Genomic DNA, 17,989 nt, shown 5'->3' with positions numbered 1-17,989 from the left:
CCAGGCCCTCATCGCCCTGGCCCGCAGACTCGTCGACGTGCTCTGGGCACTGCTGCGCGACAACCGCGAATTCCACGACTCACCCCCGCTCACCGCGAGGGCTTGACACGATCATTGAGATTCCTCCCGCAGGGCGATCCGGGCGCGGCGGACACGGGACTTGACGGTGTTCTCCGGCACGCCCAACAACACCGATGCCTCCCGCATGGAAAGCCCGTCGAGGACCGTCGCCCGCAGCGCGGCCCGTACCTCGGGCGGAAGGACCAGCAGGGCCTGCTCCAACTCCTGGCCGACCCGGGCGGCCATCACCTCGTCCTCGGCCGCCGGGGCCGTGTCCGGCATCAGCTGCACCTGCGGCACCCGAGCCCGGCGCGCCCGACGCCGGAACGCATCGACCAGACGGTGGGCGGCGATGGTCCACAACCAACCCACCGCGCTCCCCTGCCCCCCGCCGCCGCGCGCCGCCGGGACTCCGGCGAAACTGCCCGCAGCCCGCCAGACCGTCAGGTACGTGTCCTGCAGGACTTCGGCGACCATGTCCGGATCGGCGCACCGGCGGCGCAGGCGCACCTCCAGCCAGGGCACCGTACGCCGGTAGAGCTCGTCGAACGCGCGCCGATCTCCACGGGCCACTCGGCGTACGAGTTCACCCTCGTCAGCTGCGTCCATGCCTCTTCTCACACCCGGTAAGACGACGCGCCCCAACGTATCGGGTCCCAACTCCGTGTGATCGCCGTCACTTGTCTTGCCCAATCGCTGAAGGAGGATCAGTGATCGGTGCCCGCTCATGACCGCTGGGCCTCGCGGCTACTGGCCCGTGGGCGGCCCAGGATGGTCCGTCCAGCACTCTTGACCTTGCGCCCACCCATGCCGGCTCGGTTGGCCTACAGTTTCGTCGTGCCTGGATCCGACGATGCCGCTGACGGACGCATCGCAGTACGTTCGCGACGCCGACGTATCTGGCTGCTGTCGTTTGCCGCGGTTGCCGCCGGCTGTTTCGGCGTGCTCAAGTTGCAGGATCCCGTTGGGACCCCGGCTCAACGCTATGTGTCTCAGGTCAGCGTGCGCGGTTACGAACGAGTGCACGACTACATTGATCCTGGTACGGCGCCTGCCGAGGTTCGCGCCGCAGTCGCGATCTTCATCGGACCTCCGGATGATTATGCCCTTGCTCGCGTCTCGGGACCGGGACTTGTCGTCAGCGCTCCGACAAAGGATCCGGACTTCCGCGGCTTCCAGTTGATCGGTCACGGCGAGTGGCACGGCTGTTTCGTGCACGTCAAGCGCTGGATGACGAGTCAGCCGCGATTTTCGTACTACGAGCTGACGGCGGATGAGAGGGCCGCCTTCGAGGCCGGACGACTGTCGGTGTTGTCTATCGCTGTCGGATGTAGTGATGGGTAGTTGCCCGCGCCATGCGGCCTTCGCGCGGCTACGATCGCGTAATCCATGATCGCCGACGCGCTTCCTTGGGTCTTTGGCCGTTAAAGCGGATCTCTGAGGAGGGTCGGGGTTCGGGGCGGAGCCACCATCGCCCAGGTCGACAAGCTCGCCGCCACCTGCGACCTTCCCGACCGCGTCCTGGTCCTGCTGCTGGCCTACGGTGGCATGCGAATCGGGGGGCGCTGGCGCTGCGTCGACACCTGGCGACGCTGCCCGACGGGCCGGATGTGTTCGTCTTCCCCGGTCGACAGTCGCACACCAGCACGGCAGCAGAGCCATCACGGATTCCGCCGTCGCTTCAACATCGCCCTACGGTCGGCTGGATTGAACGACGTGACGCCCCATGATCGGCGGCCCACCCATCTGAGCACCTGGACGCGAGCCGGTCGAAGGTTGCAAGGCGATCAGGCACACAGCGGGCACGTAGGCCCCGGAAGGCGGATCAGTGATCGATGATCAAGGCTGTTACTTGGTGCCCCCGGCAGGATTCGAACCTGCGACACACGGTTTAGGAAACCGATGCTCTATCCCCTGAGCTACGAGGGCGCGAGGGCACAGTCTAGCGACCTGGGGTTTACCTGAGGTGGCAGGGAGTGGCCACGTTCCCCCGATCATCGTTGTCGCAGCCTGCCGCCGTCGCCGGCCGCCGTTGCACGACCGGTCTGGCTCCTGGCCAACCGACGGTGCAGCGGATTGAATGGCGGGGTGCAGGTCAGCAAGGACGGGCGGAGTTGGCGCATCGGCACCGCCGCCGACGTGAGTTGGATCGCTGGTCACACCACTGCCGGCGTCTCGATCACCACCGCCATCCCGCCGGTCTTCGATGCCTACGCCACCACGTACCAGGCCGACGACGTCACCGTCGCCAGCTACGAGCACGCCCTGGTCGAGGACCTCATCACGCACACTCCGGACCAGCCCTGGTTGCTGGCCTACCTCGACACCGGCGCCCACGACGTCGTCTTCCCCCACGCCCCGAGGGTGTTCCTCTACTGGGACTGGCCGTACGTGCTGGTCGAGGCCGGTCCCGAGCAGGCCCTCACCTGGCGCACCGGTGGGCACATGCGCCACGGCCGCGGAGCGCTACCCGATCTGTTCTTCCCCGCCGACCGGTCATGGCTGGTCTCCGCGCTCTGGGACGACACCTGGACCTGCGTCGGCGGCCCGACACCCGTGATCCACGCCCTCGAACGCGACCCCGTGGCCAACGCCCGCCAGGTACGACCCGGCGAAGACGCGCTGCCACCGGGACTGGTCCGCGAGTAACGACCAACGCCGACGTCGCGGTCAGTCCCGACCATCGCGATCACCTTGCGGCCACAGAGGCATGACGAAGAGCCGGATACAGCCGGGAGGCGATCCGCCAGGCGCTACGACCGGAGGTCCGACGAGCAACCAACCGCAGCCGGCGCAGGATGCCAGTACCGTCAAGGATCTGAACACCTGGGCTCGACGCTGACCTGCTCCGGCGGCTCTGGCCGCCCACCCTCTGGCTGCCACGCCAGCTCCGCGATCGCTGGGAGGAAGCCTTCCCCGAACTCGCCGCAACCCGCAGCAACGCGGCGTAGCGGGGGACCCCTTCCACGAACGCCTCGCCCGCACCGGGCTCGGGCAACGGAACGATACGGCTTCGCCCTGGCCGGCGGCTACGCCGTCCAGGCCGCCGGACTCCTGGAGCCTCCCCTGTGCTTTGCAGGTGTGCCGAACCAGCGGGAGAGCCCTTCTCGCAACGTGGCCTCGGCGGTGGCGGTGGGTTTGTCGAGCGTCGCGACCCAGGCGACGTGCCATGATGCCCCGGTCGGTGCGCAGGGTGAGGTCGGGTGCGAAGGTGCCGGCCAAGGCGTGGTGGCCGGCACCGGGCATCGGGTAGCGGACGTCGGCATGGGCGACGAGTGCTCCCATCCGGCGTTCGGCCGCGACGGCCGGGTGCCGAGCGCAAGGGCTCTCGATTCGTTGCGGCGCCGCCTCGTCGGATCACGTTCACCGAGACGGCGCCGCAACGCCCCACACCGGCCCGGGTCACGCTCGCTTCGTGAAGGCGGAACGCGCCCACAGGTAGCCGACGAGGGCGATCGCCACGCACCAGGCGACTGCGACGGCCGCGTCGGTGGTGTCGGGCGCGCTGTCGAGCAGGCCGCGCACGGTCTCGATGATCGGCGTGAACGGCTGGTACTCGGCGAACTGTCGCAGGCCCGGCCCCATCTTCTCCGCCGGGACGATCGCGCTGCTGAAGAACGGCAGCATGACCAGCGGCACGGCGGCCATGCCCGCCGTCTCCGGCGATTTCGCTGACAGTCCCAGCGCGACAGTGAACCAGCCCGCCGCGAACGCGAGCAGCACGACGACACCACCCACGGCGAGCCAGTCGGTCAGGCCCGCCTCCGGGCTGAACCCCAGCAGGAAGGCCACTCCGACGAGCGCCGCGATGGCGATCACGTTGGTCAGCACGCTGGTGACGACGTGGCCGGTCAGCACCGCGCCGCGGGAGACGTCCATGGCCTTGAACCGGTTGATGATGCCCTTGGTCATGTCGGAGTTCACCGCTGTCGCGGTGGCTCCCAGCCCGTAGCAGACGGCCAGCAGGATCAGGCCCGGCGTCGCGTAGTCGATGTAGTCCATGCCGACGCTGAAGGCGTCGCCGAACATGTAGACGAACATCAGCATGATGATGATCGGCATCAGGACGGCGTTGAACACCGAGGTCGGGTTCCGGGTGAGGTGTTTGAGGTTGCGGCGCAGCATGACCAGCGAATGGGACTGGGCGCTCATTTCGTGTCGACCTCCGTGGCGTGGCCGGTCAGGGCGAGGAAAACGTCGTCGAGGTCCGGGGTGCGCACGGAGCATTCCTCGGCGCTGAGGGAGTGCTCGTCGAGCCGGTCCAGCAGGGCCCGCAGTGACTTCGTGCCGCCGTCGGCGGGCACCCGCAGGGCCAGCGCGTCGTCGTCTCGGGTGGCCTCGGGGAAGATCCCCGCGGCGGCGTCGAGTTCGGCGGCGGTGGAGAACCGCAGCCGTACGTGTGTTCCGGGGATGAGGCGCTTGAGCTCTTCCGGCGTGCCCTGGGCGACCAGGCGGCCCTGGTCGAGCACCGCGAGGCGGTCGGCGAGTTGGTCGGCCTCCTCCAGGTACTGCGTGGTGAGGAAGATGGTCGCGCCGTCGGCGACCAGGTCACGCACGATCGACCACATGGTGCGGCGGCTGCGCGGGTCCAGGCCCGTCGTCGGCTCGTCGAGGAAGATGATGCGCGGGTCGCCGACCAGCGTCATCGCCAGGTCGAGCTTGCGACGCATGCCCCCGGAGTAGGTGGCGGTCGGCTTGTCCGCCGAGGCGGTCAGCTCGAACCGGTCCAGCAGGTCCGTGACGATTCGTGCGCCGCCGCCGGCGACCCTCCGGTTGAGGTCCACCATCAGCTGGAGGTTCTCGCGTCCGGTCAGTAGTTCGTCGACGGCCGCGAACTGGCCGGTGACGCCGATGGCCGCGCGGACCGCCTTGGCGTCGGTGGCCAGGTCGTGGCCGGCGACCCGGACCGTGCCGCCGTCGGCCTGCACCAGGGTGGTCAGCACGTTCACCGTCGTCGTCTTGCCCGCGCCGTTGGGGCCGAGCAGACAGAACACCGTGCCGGCGTGGACGTCGAAGTCGACGCCGTCGAGGACGGTCTTGTCCTTGTACGCCTTGCGCAGGCCCGAGACCGAGATCGCCGGGATCGTCACGTGGTCACCTCCGGGGTGACCGCGGCGGCGTCGAGCGCCGCGGTGATCTTGTTGGTCATCTCGGCGACGGTTGGACCGGGTGCGCCCTGACGGGTACGGACGGCGGCGTCGAGGGCGACGACGACGGTGCGGCGGAAGTTGTCGGCCTCGGCCGGAGCCTGCTCGGCGAGCAGGCGCATCGCCTCGGTCAGGGCGGGCAGCACGCGGTCGGCAAGCTCGGCCACCGACCTGCCGTTCAGGTCGACGCCCGTGGACTTCTCCGCAAGCACGTGCCCGACCAGGCCGGTTGCCGAGGCCAGGGCGATGGACCCATCGGTGGCGATCTTGTGCGGCGAGCCGCCGGCGGCTCCGGCGGCCGACAGCAGTGCGACCGCACCGTACGCGGCCGTGCGAAGCGTGAGTTTGTCCTGGGTGGAAAGGTTGACGGGCACGGTGGTGAACTCCTTGACGTTGACGTTGACGTTGACGTGGGCAGGTGGCGACCGCCGGGTGGCGGCCGCGGATCACTGGGCGGGTCGCGGCTCCCGACCGGGGCGGCCCACGTCCGAGGGCGGACAGGATCTTTCATGACAAACCTCTCTTCTTCGGGCACGGGTCGGCCCGGACGTGCCACTGGATCGGAGTCAGGGCCGCCGGTTACGGCAGGGTGAGTTCGTAGCGGAGACGCCGCCCTAATGCGCGGAAGCCCAGGTGTCGACGCAGGGCGACCAGGTCGGAGTCCTCGTCGGCGGTGCGGGTCTCGATCTCCTCGACGTGTGGATGGATCTCGCGTAGTCGGGTGAGTAGAGCGGCGTTTACCCACAGCCCCAGCCGCCGGCCGCGATCACCGACGAGCACGGCAGGGCCGTACTGGCGGGCGCGGACCTGCGGCAGTGCGCCTGTCATCGCCACGACATAGGCGGCCACCCCGCCGTCCCCCTCGGCGGCGCTCACCACCGCGGCACCGGGCCCGCTCGGATGCCGGAGCAGTTGCTCGACGCTGGTCGCGCCGCACGGATCCCCGGTCCAGTGACGCAGTCGGTATCCGGGGTGCTCGACATCGACCAACTCACCCAGCCAGGCATGGTGGACATCGCAGTAGGTGAGCAGATCACGGCTCCCGGATCCGGTGCGCCGAAATCCGTGCCGCTCACAGAACGACTGCGCGGCGGGATCCGGGGCGGTCTCCACGATCAACCGCTGGCCCACGGCGTGTGCGCCGACGGCGGCCAGCAGCCGCGATCCGATCCCTCGTCGACGCCACTGCGGCTGCACGTACAGGTTCAGCTCGAGGGTGCCCGGCTGCGGGGCGGTCGGCGGTGGCAGTTCGTACTCGAACGGCATGACCGGCCGCAGGTCGGCGACCCCGGCCACCGAACCGGGCGACGTCACAGCGTGCCAGCGTGGGATGCCGAGATGATCCGGCGCCGCCACGATGTCGATCACGCTTTCGCTCATGCGTTCACCATCGCCCGGCCGCCCCGGCCGAACAACGCAGAAGATCGCATCGCCGCATTAGCCAGCGGTCATCGATCGAAGACGACCCCGCGACGGCCGGTGGTCCGAGCCACGCTCGTGCCGCCCGTTCTCGGCGGGCCGTAGACTGCCCAATCCCAGGCCGCAATGATCGAAGGTAGGGCCGTCTGGTGGAACTGCGCGACATCGAGATCTTCCTGACGCTGACCGAGGAGCTTCACTTCGGTCGCACGGCCGAGCGTCTGCACGTGTCCCAATCGCGGGTCAGTCAGTCGATCAAACAGCAGGAACGTCGGATCGGCGGGGGCCTGTTCGAGCGTACGAGCCGTGCTGTTCGGCTCACCCCGCTCGGTGAACGGTTGCGCGACCGTCTCCGCGCCGGCTATAGCGAGATCATCTCCGGCATCGAGGAGGCCACCGCCACCGCCCGCGGCCAGGCCGGCACGCTGACCATCGGCACGATGGCCACCCAGTACCAGTCGGTCGAGTCCACCCTCGACCTGTTCCGGCAGCGGCACCCGCAGTGCGAGCTGCGCCTGCGCGAGATCCTGCCGACCGACCCGCTCGGGCCGCTGCGGGCCGGTACGGTCGACATCGGGATTCTCTGGCTGCCGATCCGCGAGCCCGACCTCACGGTCGGGCCGGTCCTGCACCGCGAGAAGCTGGTGCTGGCGGTGGCCGCCGGTCATCCGCTGGCCGGCCGGGGCAGCGTCGAGTTGGAGGATCTCGGCGATCATCCGGTGGTCTACCCCGAGGGACCCATTCCGGACTACGTGTGGGAGGCGCACACCCCGTCCACCACCCCCGCCGGGCGGCCCGTCCGGCGCGGACTGGGCATCGTCACCCTCGAGGAGGCCTTCCAAGCGATCGCCGGCGGCAGCGTCGTGTCCCCGATCGGATCGGACGTGGGAGCCACCCGGCAACGGGGCGACATCACCTTCCTGCCCATCACCGACGGACCGGTGCTGCACTACGCGCCGGTGTGGCGCAAAGGCGGAGAGAATGCCCTGGTACGCGCCTTCGTTCAAGTCGTCACGAAGGCGCAGCAAACGACGTAGCCGGGCCGGGCACCGGCTGGAGTGCACACCCCGCACACATCCGCGAAGATCATCCACACGTTCATCGCGGTGTCCGGCGGGCACGGAACGTGGCACGGTACGCCTGGGGTGAGGTGCCGAGTTCCCGCCGGAAGGTGTGCCGCAGGTTGGCGGTAGACCCGATCCCGGTCCGCGTGGCGATCCGTGCGATCGGCTCGTCGCTGGCCTCCAGCATGCGCTGGGCGGCGAGCACCCGCTCCCGGGTGAGCCACTGGTGTGGGCTCATTCCGGTCAGGCGATGGAAGTGCCGCGCCAGCGTCCGCGGACTCATGTGCACCCGTTCGCCAAGCGATCGCAGCGACCATGGCTGGTCCAGGTGCCCGCGCATCCAGTCCAACAACTCCGGCAGCGGATCGTCGGGATCGGGGCTGAGCGGCGAATCGACGAACTGGGCCTGTCCGCCGCTGCGGTAGCCGGAGAGCACCAGCCTGCGGGCGAGCGCGGCAGCCACGTCCGCGCCGTAGTCCCCGCGTACCACGTGCAGGGCGAGGTCAATACCGGCGGACATACCGGCGGCGGTGAGGACGCCGGTGTCGTCGATGAACAGCGCCCGCGGATCCACGGTCGCGGCGGGGAAGAGCGAGGCCAGCAGCGGTGCGGTCGTCCAGTGGGTGGTGACGTGCCGATGGTCGAGAAGGCCGGCGTGGCCGAGGATGAACGCCCCCGTGCAGATCGACATGATGCGGGCCCCGCGCCCGTGCGCCCGCAGCAGGGAGGTCAGCAACGGCCGGGGTGGCACCTCATGTTCCCTCGTCCAACCCGGGACGACGAGGAGGTCAGCGGCCTCCGCCTCGGCCAGCCCGTACGGGGCGGACACGGTGATCCCACCGTCCAGCTCGATCTGCCCCGGTTCGATGGCGCACGTCCTGGTCCGGTACCACGATCCGAACCGGTACGCATAGTCCACGCCGAAGATCTCGTTGACCGTGACGTAGTCGAAGCTGCCCGCGCCCGGGTAAGCCAGCATCGCCACGCTCGGTTCCTCGACCGGCATCGCAGACCTCCCTACCGCGCCCGCCGCGCGGCCCCCGGTGACACTGAGTGACTGTCCACATTCTTGCGTTCGATGTCCAGATCCTTCACCCCGCTCCACATATCGATGGCACATTATTCGTGGATGGCGAGCGTGACGACCGACCGCAGCGAGTATCCGATGGGCGTATCGCTCAACAACCAGGTGATGTTCGCGGCGAAGGCTCGGCGAGCCGCCGTCGCGATGCTCGTGACGGTGGCGATTCTGCTGGCGCCGGGCGCTGTGGCGAAGGCCGAGATCCCTGCGGGCGGGATGTCCGCGGCCCAACTCAACGACGCCTTCCGCACGTACGGAGACACCAGCGGCAGGTGGAACGGAGGCGACAGCACCGCCTCGGTGAAGCTGCCCGACGGCCGGATGGTGTGGCTGTTCTCGGACACCTTCGTCGGCTCGGTCAACCCCGACGGATCACGTCCCGACTTCCAGCCGATGATCCACAATTCGATCGTCGTGCAGGACGACGCCACCCTCTCCGAGACGCTGACCGGCGGCAGCGTCGACGAACCGATGTCCCTGGTCGGCGCCGAGCGGGACGGGGATCCCACGAGCGCCGGCTACTGGGTCGGTGACGGCACGATCGAGGACTCCACCCTCAAGGTGCTCTACAACCACTACCTGCGTTCCGGCCCGAATCCCCTCGACCTGAAGTTGACCGGCACCGCCCTCGCCTCGTTCGACCTGCCCGAACTGACCCTGCGCTCGCTCACCCCGCTCCCGGTGGCCGACCGGATCGCCTGGGGCTCGGCCATCCTGGAGGACGGCGACACCACCTACATCTACGGCACCCGGCTGGTCAACGACTCGGGGCCGGTGAAGCCGATCTACCTCGCCAAGGTGCCGGCCGGCGAGCTGGCCGGGTCGTGGCAGTTCTGGACCGGCGACGGCTGGTCGGCCGAGGAGTCGGAGGCCACCCGGCTGATGGCCGGCACCACCACCGCCTTCGGCGTGCAGAAGATCGGAAACCAGTACGTCCTGGTCACCGTCGACGGCAACCTCGTGTTCAACCCGGACACCGTCGCCTACACCGCGCCGGCACCGACCGGCCCCTTCAGCGGACCCGTGCATCTCTTCCGAGCGCCCGAACCGCAGCCGGGCAAAGAGATCATCGTGTACGACGCCCGACTGCACCCCGAGTTGGCGCGCCCGGGCAAGCTGCTCGTGTCGTACAACGTCAACAGCCTGGCGAACGCCGACAACCAGGCGGACGCCCGCCTCTACCGACCCCGGTTCGTGGAGGTCACCTGGCCACGGCCGGCGCCGGACCCTGCGACCCTGCCCCCGACGCCGACCGAGCTGTCCGCCACCGCCGACGAGCAGCGCAACGTTCAGCTCACCTGGACCGCCTCGCCGGGTGCCACCGGCTACCGCATCCACCGGCGGGACCTGTCGTACGGGCAGAGCCACCCGGTCCGGCTGCCCGGCCAGGTCGCGGCGGCGTCCTTCACCGACGCCGGCCTGGTGGACGGGCACCTGTACGAGTACGCCGTCTCGGCGGTGAACGGCAACGGCGAGAGCGCCCCGACGACCGTGGTGTCGGCCACCGCGCGCGGCGGGCCCACCCAGCAGGGGGAATTCCTGCCGGCCCCGGACGGCACCGCCGTGGCCGGTAGCTACCTCGTCGACCTGCGCGACGGCGCGGCCAGCGGCGAGTACGGCATCCGGGAGATCGCAACCCGCCTGGTCGCTCGATACGGCGGCAGCCTCGACGGAGTCTTCGGCGCGGCCCTCGGCGGCTTCTCGGTCACCGACCTGACCGACGCGGGGGCGCGCGAACTCGCCGTTGACCCGGCCGTCGAGGCGGTCGAGGAGGACCGCACGGTCAGCTTGGACGAAGACGGCGATGTCTCGGCGTCGGACAGCGGTGGCGTCCAGGAAAACCCACCCTCCTGGGGCCTGGACCGCATCGATGGCACCCTGGACGGCCGGTTCGTCTTTCCGTCCATGGGTGAGGGCGTCCACGTGTACATCCTCGACAACAGTGTGCGGACCACCCACACCGACTTCGGTGGCCGGGCCGACGTGGGAGGTGAAAAGCGCTCCCGCAACGTGGAAATGTGCGGCGCGCACGGCACCCACGTGGCAGGCACGGCCGGTGGAAAGAGCTACGGAGTGGCGAAGAAGGCGCACATCATCGACGTGCAGATCGGTTGCCAGATGGCCACGACCGCCGCAAGGATGACCGGGGGCGTCAACTGGATCACCCAGCACGCCGTCCTGCCCGCAGTGATGAACATCAGCCTCAGCGTGGCTACCCGCTCGCGGGACCGGGACCGGCTCGGCAAAGCAGTGCAGGATGCGATCGACAAGGGCATCACCGTGGTCGCCGCCGCCGGCAACGCCGACGTGGACGCGTGCACGGAGGTGCCGGCCGCCCTGACAGACGTCATCACCGTGGCGGCCACCGACCAGGACGACAAGCGCGCCTCGCGCAGTAACCACGGGTCGTGCGTCGACATCTTCGCGCCGGGCGTCGGCATCACCTCGGCCAGCAACATGGACGACACCTCATCCCGCGTATCGGGTGGCACCTCGATGGCGACACCGCACGTCGCCGGTGCGGCGGCGCTGGTGCTGCAGGCACACAAGACCTACCGGCCCGAGCAGGTGTCCGCCGCGCTTCTCGGCCTGGCCGAGCCGGGCGTGATCCGCGATCCCGGCGTCGGTTCCCCCAACCGGTTGTTGCGGGTGGCGCCGCCGCTGGACGATGCGCCCACCGGCCTCACCGCCACCCCGGCCGACGACGGCACCATCAACCTGGCCTGGGAGCCGGTCGACGGCGACGGGATCAGATACCGGGTCTCGCAGCGGGACGTGACCGCCGGGCAGCGCGATCCGGTGGAACGGCAACCGACGATCTGGAGCGGCACCAGCGCGGTCGCCGACCACCTCGTGCCCGGGCACACCTACGAGTTCTCCGTGGTCGCGGTGAACAGCATGGCGGTCAGCCCTCCATCGGAGCCGGCCACCGCGACGTCGACAATCGCGGCGCCGCCCGCACCCGGCGGGTTGACCGCCACCGCCCAGGGCAACGGCACCATCGAGCTGACCTGGACCGAGCCGCAGTCGGACGTCTGGTACTGGGTCTACCAACGCGACACCACCATCGACGAGCAGGAGTTCACCAAGCTGCCGCTGCCGCTCACCGAGTGCTGCTCGATGGAAGCGGGCTTCCTCACCCACGGCCACACGTACGAGTTCAAGGTCAGCGCGACCAACCGTGGCGGTGAGGGGCCGACGTCGGCACCGGCCACCGCGACCGCGTACTTCGACGCGCCGGCCGCCCCGACGAACCTGCGCGTCACACCCGGCGACGGCATGACCACCCTCACCTGGGACCCGTCCGCCACCGAGGATGTCTGGTACTGGGTCTACCAGCGCGACGCTACCGAAAACGAGGAGTGGGAGCAGCTCCCGATACCGATATCCGAATGCTGCACCATGCCGGCGCAGTATCTCGCCAACGGCCACGAGTACGAGTACAAGGTGACCGCGACGCGGGGTTCCGAGAGCCTGCCCAGCAACGTGGCCCGGGCCAAACCCATGCCGCCGCTGCCCGGCCAGCCGACGAACCTGACCCTCCGGCCGCTGTCCACCGGCGACATCACCCTGACCTGGGACGCGCCCAGCCCGAACCTCTACTACCGAATCTACTGGCGGGACGTCACCGCAGGGGAGACCACCTTCAAACGATCCGAGGTCCCCACCGACAAGACCACCGCCACCTGGGAATACCTCACCCACCTGCACACTTACGAGTTCAAGGTGACCGCCGAGAACCTTTCCGGCGAGGGCGCGGCGTCGGCGCCGGTGCAGGCCCGGAGCACGGTGGCGCGGCCGACGGCACCGACGAACCTACGGACCGTGCCGTCCGGCAGTCTGCAGATCCGGCTGACCTGGGACGCGCCCGGCCCGAACGTCCTCTACTGGGTGTACTGGCGGGACGTGACCGCGGGCGAGACCACCTTCCGCAAGTCGCCGTACCCGACGGAGCTGACCGAGGCAACCTGGCAGTACCTGGTCAACACCCATGTCTACGAGTTCAAGGTGAGCGCCACAAACGTGGCGGGGGAAGGGCCTGCCTCGGCGACCTCCCGGGCCACCGCCATCGGCATCGCCCCCCAACCACCGAGCAACCTCAAGGCGACAGCCGGGGACAGCTTCGTCCGGCTCAACTGGACGGCCAGTCCGACCGCTGGCGTCATGTACGTCGTCTACCACCGCAACGCCTCTCGCAACCAGTCCTGGCGGAAGATGCCGTACCCGGTCGACGGCTGCTGCACGTTCACCGCCGAGTACCTGACCAACGCAGAGCGGTACGAGTACCGAGTCGCCGCCACCAGTGCCGCAGGCGAGAGTGATCCTTCCAACGTGGCCGGTGCGACGCCGATGCCGGTCTTCCCGAAGCCGCCGACCAGCCTGCGGGCCACCGCCGGAAACGGCAAGGTCTCCCTCACCTGGTCGGCCAGCCCCACCCCCCGGGTGTACTACCTGATCGAGTACCGCAAGTCCGGCGGCTCGTGGAAACGCCTGCCGTATCCGGTCGACACCTGCTGCTCGTTCGCCGTGAACCTGCTGAACAACGGCACCACGTACGAGTTCCGCGTGCGGGCGACAAACGTGGCCGGCAACAGCAGCCCGTCCAACACCGACTCGGCCCGACCGCTGCCGCCGTTCCCACAACCGCCGTCGAACCTCAACGCGAGCAACGCGGGCAACGGCGCGGTGAAGTTGACCTGGACGCGGAGTTCCACGGCCAACGTCTACTACTGGATCGAGTACCGCAAGGTCGGCGGCTCGTGGATCCGCCTGCCGTACCCGGTGAGCACCTGCTGCTCGTTCACCGTGAAGTACCTGAACAACGGCACCACGTACGAGTTCCGGGTGCGGTCGACGAACCTGGCCGGGACCAGTTCGCCGTCGAACACCGACACCGCCCGGCCGATGCCGCCGTTCCCGAAACCGCCGTCCAACCTGCGCGCGGTCGCCGGGGACAGTTCGGTCAAGCTGAGCTGGTCGGCCAGCCCGACCCCGCACGTGTACTACAACGTCTACGTGCGCGACGCCACGCTCAACGGCTGGTGGGAGAAGCTGCCGTACCCGCTGAGCAAGAGGTCGATGACCGTCGGATACCTCGGCAACGGCCACTACTACAACTTCAAGGTCACGGCGATCAACGCCGCTGGGGAGAGCGCGTCGACGAACATCGTCACCGCGTTGCCCCAGTGGGCCGACGGCACCACCCGGACCGCCGAGATCACCAGCAGCTGGATCTTCGCCAGTTTGGGGAAGTTCGACCCCATCCAGCGGTTCGACGTCACCGCCGGTGTCCGCGGCACCCGCACCGGCGACTACATCCAGGTCGACGGCTACTGGCGCATGAACAACGACAAGCGGTTGCTGTCCGGCATCTTCTGGTACCTCGTCATCGACTGCACCGAGAACTACACCGTCATGCACCGGACGTTGGCATATCCCACGGGCGGCCCGACCAGCGGCAGCCTGACCTTCCACTACAAGAAGAACCCGCAACGCAAGTACCGGGTGCAGGTCTGGGGCGTCGGGGACATCACCTACAGCGGAGGAATCCATGGCAGATTCGCCCGCTACCCGTCGTCAGGCATCATCCCTTTCATCAAGGGGACGCCGTGCTTCTGACGACAGAAGCCTGCCCGGTAAGGCTCTGCATCCGGCATTGCGTATTTGCCTGACCCACGTCCGGCTCGGGCCTCGTACGTGCGCCGCGACCGGCGAAGCCCTCAGCTGGCCGTGGCGGAGGTCAGGCCACCGCGCGGCTGGGCCACGTCCTCCTCGATAGCGGCCTGGCAGTTCTCGGCGGCGCTGACCTTCCGGGCGATCACCCCGATCAGCACTCCGTAGATCACCTTCGAGGTGATGTCGGCCAGTGTGTAGGTGATCTGCCGGGCCACCACCCCGTCGGCGGATTCCCACATCGCCGGCATGAGATATGCCCCCGGATAGAGCATCCAGGAGACGAGGATCAGCCACCACACGGACCGGGCCGGCCCGCGGGCGGCGCGGGGCAGCCGGCCCAGGTTGCCGAAGATGAGGCGGGCCACCAGAGCGAGCAGGAACAGGAAGAAGACGGTGCTGACCAGACCCCAGATCCAGAACGGCAAGGACCTGTCCACCTCGTAGAACTGCCCCGCATAGCCCGTGTAGATCATCGCCAGGCCGGCGGCGACGAACAGCGCCCACGTGCGGTGGAAGCGCCGGCCGGTGACACCGAGCACCACCAGCAACTGGATCAGCAGCACCGGCACGTCGATGGACCAGTTCATGTACCGGTAGCCGTTTGAGAAGAGGGTGTCGGTGTTGACGAACGCGCTGCCGTTCCAAGCGAACGCCTCGGACCAGCGCTGTGACAGCACCCAGAGTTCGAAGAACGCGGAGATCATGACCACTGCTGAGAGCACCGAGGCGAGGCGGTACCGCGGAGCGATACCGGACATGGTCAGCAGGAAGTAGACGAGCCCGGCCGCCATGACGGCGTAGCCGAGGGTCAGCACGTGCGAGACCAGCGTGTACTGGATGACGTTGTAGCCGAACTCGTTTTCGAAGTTCATGCCGCTGGCCCGCCCTTCCGGCCCGGGATCGTCTCCGATGGCGGAACGTGGTGCCCCGTCTCCGCGATCGGGGCTATTTCCCCTTGTAACCCAAAAACGTCTATACCCATCCTAAGCTGACATCTGGGGAGCGGTCCCTCAATCCAGCGAGCCGGGATTGGCTAGGGAGTTGCCGTGGAGTTCTGGCTGTGGTTCTACGTCGCCGCCATGGCGGTCGGCGTCGTGCTCTTCCGCTACTGGCGGGCCAACCCCAGGGGCATCCCGCCGGTGGAGTACGCCGTCGCCACGGCTATTCCGCTCTGGTCGGGATTCTGGTACGTGGTCATGGCGGTGGGCGGCGGTCGAATCGACGTCGCCGATCAGACGACGTTCTGGGCCAGGTACGCCGACTGGGTGGTCAGCACTCCGCTGCTGCTGATCGCCCTCTCGCTCACCGCGATGCACGCGTTGCCGCACAAGCGCTGGGGACTGGTACGCGCGCTCGTCGCCGCCGACATCATCATGATCACAAGCGGTTTCCTGGCTGATCTCATGGAGAGCCCGACCTGGCGATACGGCCTCTATCTCCTCGGGGTGGTGGCCCTGTTGGTGGTCTTCGGGCTGATCTGGGGGCCGCTGCGGGCCACCGCAGCCCGTCAACCGGCCCCCATGTCGAGGGTCTTCACGCAGGTGGCGCTCCTGCTCAGCGTGCTCTGGGTCGGCTACCCGCTGATCTGGATTCTGGGGCCGTCCGGGTTCGGGCTGTTCGGGGACACTACCGACACAGCCCTGTTCGTGATCCTGCCGATCCTGTCCAAGGTCGTGTGGAGCGCGGTCGACCTGGCTCTGCTGCGGCGTCTGTCCGACCGCGGCCTGCTCAACGTTTCGTGACGCCAGCCTCCCGTCAGGTCGTCCGGCCGGTTCACCCTCCGCCTGGCGACTGGCTGCTGCGCCGGGTCGGCCGTTCGGGCCCGATTGCACTGGCTGGGCTCACCTGCCTGGCCCTGCTGGTACCGGGGGTGGCGGCCTGGGCGGGAACCCTCCCGCTGCTCGTGGGCCTGCTGATCGGCCTTCCGCACGGCGCCGTCGATCACCTGGTACCGGCCTGGATCTCCGCCAAGGCACGGCCGCTGCGGCGCACCGTCGGGCTGCTGCTCGCGTACCTCGTCACGGCCACCGCCACGGTTGCGCTGTTCCTCTGGGCGCCCGTCCCCGCCGTGACCGGATTCCTGATCCTCGCGGTGCTGCACTTCGGCACCGGTGACGTGGCGTACCACGCCGAGCGGGACGGGCGGCCACCGGTCCGTCCCGTGCTCGCCGTCCTGGCGTACGGCGGGCCGCCGGTGGTGCTGCCGATCGCGCTGTGGCCCGGTACGGTCGACCCGCTGCTGGACGCGGTTGCCCCGGGCGCCTCAGCCGCGTTCGCGCCGACCGGACGGCTGATCGCCTTGTCCGTCGTACTCCTGGCGGCCCTGGTGACCGGACTCCGCGACCTGGCCGCCCGCCGGGGTGGGGATGTGGCGGCACTCGGGGTCCTCGTCGCAGCCTTCGCGGTGGTGCCGCCGCCGCTGGCGTTCGGCGGGTACTTCGCGATGTGGCACTCCGCCCGGCATGTCGCCCGGTTGTTGCGCGCCGACCCGGGCAACCGCCACCACCTGGCGGCCGGTCGACTGGGCGGTCCGATCCGCCGGTTCACCCGGCAGGCGACCTTGCCCACCATCGCCGCCTTCGCCGGCCTGCTCGTCCTGGTATGTGTCGACGCATCGCCGACCTTCAGCCCGGCGGCCGCAGGTCCGTTCCAGGAAGCCCCGTTACAGCTGGTCTTCGCGGTACTCGCCGGACTCACCGTGCCGCACGCGGCAGTGGTCGCCCGGCTCGATGTACGGACGGCCCGGTGAGAAGTGCAGACGATGTCACTCGACGCGCATCGAGATTGGGGCGTCGACCGCCGGCGGGCGCGGGAGTTGGCTCACCCCGTCGAGGGTTTGCGCCGGCCGAGCGGGGAAAGTTGACGAAACGGCAGTCGACACGGCGATCGGCTCATCCGAGCACCACCAGGAACCGACAGAGAGGAGTGCCCGATGCCGAGCACCACGATGCCCATGCTGGAGACGTACCCGAAGTCGATCAACCTGGACCGGACGAAGCTGGCGGCCACGATCGATGCCCTCAATGACTGCGCGCAGGCCTGCACCGCGTGCGCGGACGCCTGCCTCAGCGAGGACATGGTCGCCGAATTGACCAAGTGCGTCCGGACGAACCTGGACTGTGCCGACATCTGCGCGGCCACCGCCCGGGTGCTCTCCCGCCACACCGGCTACGACGCCAACATCAGCCGCGCCATGCTGGAGGCGTGCGTCACGGCCTGCGTGTCGTGCGGGGACGAGTGCGCCGCTCACGCCGAGAAGCATGAGCACTGCCGGCTCTGCGCCGACGCGTGTCGCGCCTGCGAGCGAGCCTGCCGCGACCTGCTGGCCACCATCAACTGAGGGGGTCGGGCGTTTCCCCCGGCACCACGGGGTTACCTCTTGAACGGGACGAGAAACGACAGCCGACCGTCGAGGGGAATCTCAATGATCGTGTCAAGCCCTCGCGGTGAGCGGGGGTGAGTCGTGGAATTCGCGGTTGTCGCGCAGCAGTGCCCAGAGCACGTCGACGAGTCTGCGGGCCAGGGCGATGAGGGCCTGGGTG

General features: G+C 68.9%; 14 protein-coding genes, 1 tRNA gene and 1 pseudogene. 8 read left to right on the top strand and 8 right to left on the bottom strand.

The features are described 5' to 3' along the window. Positions 1-111: 111 nt before the first annotated feature. Positions 112-669 carry an RNA polymerase sigma factor gene (locus KBX50_RS31570; protein ID WP_210941496.1) on the bottom strand — a complete coding sequence of 186 codons (558 nt, stop codon included), beginning with the start codon at positions 667-669 and terminating at the stop codon, positions 112-114. Between the two features lie 228 nt (positions 670-897). On the opposite strand from KBX50_RS31570, the gene KBX50_RS31565 reads away from it, so the two are divergent. Beyond that, positions 898-1,404: a hypothetical protein gene (locus KBX50_RS31565; protein ID WP_139233209.1), complete on the top strand. Its 507-nt coding sequence runs from the start codon at positions 898-900 to the stop codon at positions 1,402-1,404. Positions 1,405-1,913: 509 nt separating this feature from the next. Here the strand turns inward: KBX50_RS31565 and KBX50_RS31560 are convergent. After that, a tRNA-Arg gene (locus KBX50_RS31560) sits at positions 1,914-1,989 on the bottom strand. A 159-nt stretch (positions 1,990-2,148) separates the two neighbouring features. Here KBX50_RS31560 and KBX50_RS31555 point away from each other — a divergent pair. Then, positions 2,149-2,709 carry a hypothetical protein gene (locus KBX50_RS31555; protein WP_210941495.1) on the top strand — a complete coding sequence of 187 codons (561 nt, stop codon included), beginning with the start codon at positions 2,149-2,151 and terminating at the stop codon, positions 2,707-2,709. Positions 2,710-2,774: 65 nt separating this feature from the next. Beyond that, positions 2,775-3,011 (top strand): annotated as a pseudogene (locus KBX50_RS33715) (hypothetical protein); the annotation flags it as partial. Positions 3,012-3,462: 451 nt separating this feature from the next. Here KBX50_RS33715 and KBX50_RS31550 read toward each other — a convergent pair. From KBX50_RS31550 to KBX50_RS31535, 4 genes are all read right to left on the bottom strand, one after another. Continuing rightward, positions 3,463-4,212, bottom strand: a complete 750-nt coding sequence (locus KBX50_RS31550; protein ID WP_093408418.1) for an ABC transporter permease — start codon at positions 4,210-4,212, stop codon at positions 3,463-3,465. Further along, positions 4,209-5,150, bottom strand: a complete 942-nt coding sequence (locus KBX50_RS31545; protein WP_210941494.1) for an ATP-binding cassette domain-containing protein — start codon at positions 5,148-5,150, stop codon at positions 4,209-4,211. The genes KBX50_RS31550 and KBX50_RS31545 overlap by 4 nt, the downstream gene beginning before the upstream one ends. Next, positions 5,147-5,581 (bottom strand): hypothetical protein, encoded by a 435-nt coding sequence (locus KBX50_RS31540; RefSeq protein ID WP_210941493.1) that lies wholly within the window; start codon positions 5,579-5,581, stop codon positions 5,147-5,149. The genes KBX50_RS31545 and KBX50_RS31540 overlap by 4 nt, the downstream gene beginning before the upstream one ends. 205 nt (positions 5,582-5,786) lie before the next feature. After that, positions 5,787-6,587, bottom strand: a complete 801-nt coding sequence (locus tag KBX50_RS31535; protein WP_210941492.1) for a GNAT family N-acetyltransferase — start codon at positions 6,585-6,587, stop codon at positions 5,787-5,789. Positions 6,588-6,775: 188 nt separating this feature from the next. Between KBX50_RS31535 and KBX50_RS31530 the strand changes: the two genes are divergently transcribed. Then, positions 6,776-7,663 carry a LysR family transcriptional regulator gene (locus KBX50_RS31530; protein WP_093408428.1) on the top strand — a complete coding sequence of 296 codons (888 nt, stop codon included), beginning with the start codon at positions 6,776-6,778 and terminating at the stop codon, positions 7,661-7,663. Positions 7,664-7,724: 61 nt separating this feature from the next. On the opposite strand, the gene KBX50_RS31525 is transcribed toward KBX50_RS31530, so the two are convergent. Continuing rightward, complete coding sequence (locus KBX50_RS31525) at positions 7,725-8,696, bottom strand: helix-turn-helix domain-containing protein (RefSeq protein WP_170863551.1); 972 nt, start codon at positions 8,694-8,696, stop codon at positions 7,725-7,727. A 123-nt stretch (positions 8,697-8,819) separates the two neighbouring features. On the opposite strand from KBX50_RS31525, the gene KBX50_RS31520 reads away from it, so the two are divergent. Next, positions 8,820-14,390 carry a fibronectin type III domain-containing protein gene (locus tag KBX50_RS31520; RefSeq protein ID WP_210941491.1) on the top strand — a complete coding sequence of 1,857 codons (5,571 nt, stop codon included), beginning with the start codon at positions 8,820-8,822 and terminating at the stop codon, positions 14,388-14,390. A gap of 101 nt (positions 14,391-14,491) precedes the next feature. Here the strand turns inward: KBX50_RS31520 and KBX50_RS31515 are convergent, their stop codons facing one another. Beyond that, positions 14,492-15,319: a bacteriorhodopsin gene (locus KBX50_RS31515; RefSeq protein ID WP_210941490.1), complete on the bottom strand. Its 828-nt coding sequence runs from the start codon at positions 15,317-15,319 to the stop codon at positions 14,492-14,494. 174 nt (positions 15,320-15,493) lie between these two features. Here KBX50_RS31515 and KBX50_RS31510 point away from each other — a divergent pair, with 174 nt between their 5' ends. The 3 genes from KBX50_RS31510 to KBX50_RS31500 all read left to right on the top strand — a co-directional run bounded on the left by KBX50_RS31510 (position 15,494) and on the right by KBX50_RS31500 (position 17,787). Next, positions 15,494-16,189, top strand: a complete 696-nt coding sequence (locus tag KBX50_RS31510) for a bacteriorhodopsin (RefSeq protein WP_210941489.1) — start codon at positions 15,494-15,496, stop codon at positions 16,187-16,189. Beyond that, entirely contained in the window at positions 16,186-17,196 is a 1,011-nt protein-coding gene (locus KBX50_RS31505; RefSeq protein ID WP_170863552.1) for a Brp/Blh family beta-carotene 15,15'-dioxygenase, read from the top strand. The genes KBX50_RS31510 and KBX50_RS31505 overlap by 4 nt, the downstream gene beginning before the upstream one ends. A gap of 183 nt (positions 17,197-17,379) precedes the next feature. Then, positions 17,380-17,787 (top strand): four-helix bundle copper-binding protein, encoded by a 408-nt coding sequence (locus KBX50_RS31500; RefSeq protein WP_093408443.1) that lies wholly within the window; start codon positions 17,380-17,382, stop codon positions 17,785-17,787. Positions 17,788-17,989 lie beyond the last annotated feature (202 nt).

This window comes from Micromonospora sp. C51, assembly GCF_018070435.1.
GTDB classification, from domain to species: Bacteria; Actinomycetota; Actinomycetes; order Mycobacteriales; family Micromonosporaceae; genus Micromonospora; species Micromonospora sediminimaris.
This window is presented reverse-complemented; position numbering and strand designations above follow the sequence as displayed.

Excerpts from the sequence above, each read along its gene's own strand:
- KBX50_RS31550 (WP_093408418.1), bottom strand. The coding sequence starts at position 4,212 with ATGAGCGCCCAGTCCCATTCGCTGGTCATGCTGCGCCGCAACCTCAAA.
- KBX50_RS31570 (WP_210941496.1), bottom strand. The coding sequence starts at position 669 with ATGGACGCAGCTGACGAGGGTGAACTCGTACGCCGAGTGGCCCGTGGA.
- KBX50_RS31525 (WP_170863551.1), bottom strand. The coding sequence starts at position 8,696 with ATGCCGGTCGAGGAACCGAGCGTGGCGATGCTGGCTTACCCGGGCGCG.
- KBX50_RS31500 (WP_093408443.1), top strand. The coding sequence starts at position 17,380 with ATGCCGAGCACCACGATGCCCATGCTGGAGACGTACCCGAAGTCGATC.
- KBX50_RS31515 (WP_210941490.1), bottom strand. The coding sequence starts at position 15,319 with ATGAACTTCGAAAACGAGTTCGGCTACAACGTCATCCAGTACACGCTG.
- KBX50_RS31520 (WP_210941491.1), top strand. The coding sequence starts at position 8,820 with ATGGCGAGCGTGACGACCGACCGCAGCGAGTATCCGATGGGCGTATCG.
- KBX50_RS31535 (WP_210941492.1), bottom strand. The coding sequence starts at position 6,587 with ATGAGCGAAAGCGTGATCGACATCGTGGCGGCGCCGGATCATCTCGGC.